This is a genomic window from Actinomyces polynesiensis, from assembly GCF_000820725.1.
GTDB classification, from domain to species: Bacteria; Actinomycetota; Actinomycetes; order Actinomycetales; family Actinomycetaceae; genus Pauljensenia; species Pauljensenia polynesiensis.
On record NZ_CCXH01000176.1, the window covers coordinates 1 to 1,670 of the forward strand.

Here is a 1,670-nt window from a genome sequence, read left to right on the forward strand (position 1 = left end):
CGGGGGGCCGGACCGGGCACCGGTCCGCGAGCAGGCCCGACGTCCGCGCCGGGCAGCGGACCGCCCGGAGTCCGCGGAGCGCGCGGAGCAGGGTGGCGACAAGTCCGCCACCCTCGACGTGCGGGCAGCGGTCGCCCAGGAACTCGACGCGGAGCGTCATTCACACCAGGGCCAGCGCCAGGAACGCCCCGCCGACTCCCGTCGTGAGCGCGCCCCGCGTGCCCGCCGCGAGGACGAGGGCGAGTCCCGCCACGAGGAGCACCCCCGCGACCTCGACCAGATCGAACTGCCCGAGGGCGACGGTGCGGGACAGCGTCCCCGCAACCGTCGGGAGCGCAACTCCCGTCGTCGTGGACGTGACCGCAACGACCGCAATGACCGCAACGACCGTCGTGACCAGCAGGGCGGCAACCGCCGTGAACGCCAGCGCGACGTCGAGCCGGAGGTGCGCGAGGACGACGTCCTGGCCCCCATCGCCGGCATCGTCGACATCCAGGACAACCACGCCTTCGTGCGGACCTCCGGCTACCTGCCCGGCCCGAACGACGTGTACGTGGCCCTGGGCAATGTGCGGCGCTGGGGCCTGCGCCCCGGTGACGCGGTCTCCGGGGCCGTGCGCCAGCCGCGCGAGAACGAGCGCCAGCGCCAGAAGTTCAACGCGCTGGTCCGCGTCGACACCGTCAACGGGATGTCCGTCGAGGACGCCCAGCGTCGCCGGGAGTTCGGCAAGCTGACCCCGCTCTACCCGACCGAGCAGCTGCGCATGGAGACCTCCCCGAAGGCCTTCACCCCCCGGGTCATCGACCTGGTCGCACCGATCGGCAAGGGCCAGCGTGGTCTCATCGTCTCCCCGCCCAAGGCCGGCAAGACGATGGTCATCCAGCAGATCGCCAAGGCCATCGAGATCAACAACCCCGAGGTCCACCTCATGGTCGTCCTCGTCGACGAGCGCCCCGAGGAGGTCACGGACATGCGCTCGATCGTCAAGGGCGAGGTCATCGCCTCGACGTTCGACCGCCCCGCCGCCGACCACACGGTCGTCGCGGAGCTCGCCATCGAGCGTGCCAAGCGCCTGGTGGAGCTCGGTCAGGACGTCGTGGTGCTCCTCGACTCCCTGACCCGCCTGTCGCGCGCCTACAACCTGGCGGCCCCGGCCTCTGGTCGCATCCTCTCCGGTGGCGTGGACGCCGGCGCGCTCTACCCGCCCAAGAAGTTCTTCGGGGCGGCCCGCAACCTCAAGGAGGGCGGCTCCCTGACGATCATCGCCTCGGCGCTGGTGGAGACCGGCTCGAAGATGGACGAGGTGATCTTCGAGGAGTTCAAGGGCACCGGCAACATGGAGCTGCGTCTCTCGCGCCAGCTCGCGGAGCGCCGCATCTTCCCGGCCATCGACGTCAACGCCTCCGGCACGCGTCGCGAGGAGATGCTCTTCAAGCCCGAGGAGCTGCGGATCATGTGGAAGCTGCGCCGCGTGCTCGGCACGCTCGACCAGCAGAACGCCCTCGAGCTCATCCTCGGCAAGCTCAAGGAGACGCAGTCCAACGCCGAGTTCCTCATGCTCGTCCAGAAGACGACCCCGAACGCGGACTGACCCCGCACGTACGAGGGCGACGCCCCCGGGTGGCCGATCGGCTCCCCGGGGGCGTCGTGCGTGAGGGGGCGGGACCGGA

The 1,670-nt window shown here is 71.0% G+C and carries 1 protein-coding gene; it reads left to right on the plus strand.

Features of this window, described 5'->3' with window-relative positions; genetic code table 11:
* Positions 1–1,591 (plus strand): transcription termination factor Rho (gene rho / locus TA90_RS07485; RefSeq protein ID WP_052450637.1); only part of this gene is annotated, 1,591 nt, incomplete at its 5' end.
* Positions 1,592–1,670 lie beyond the last annotated feature (79 nt).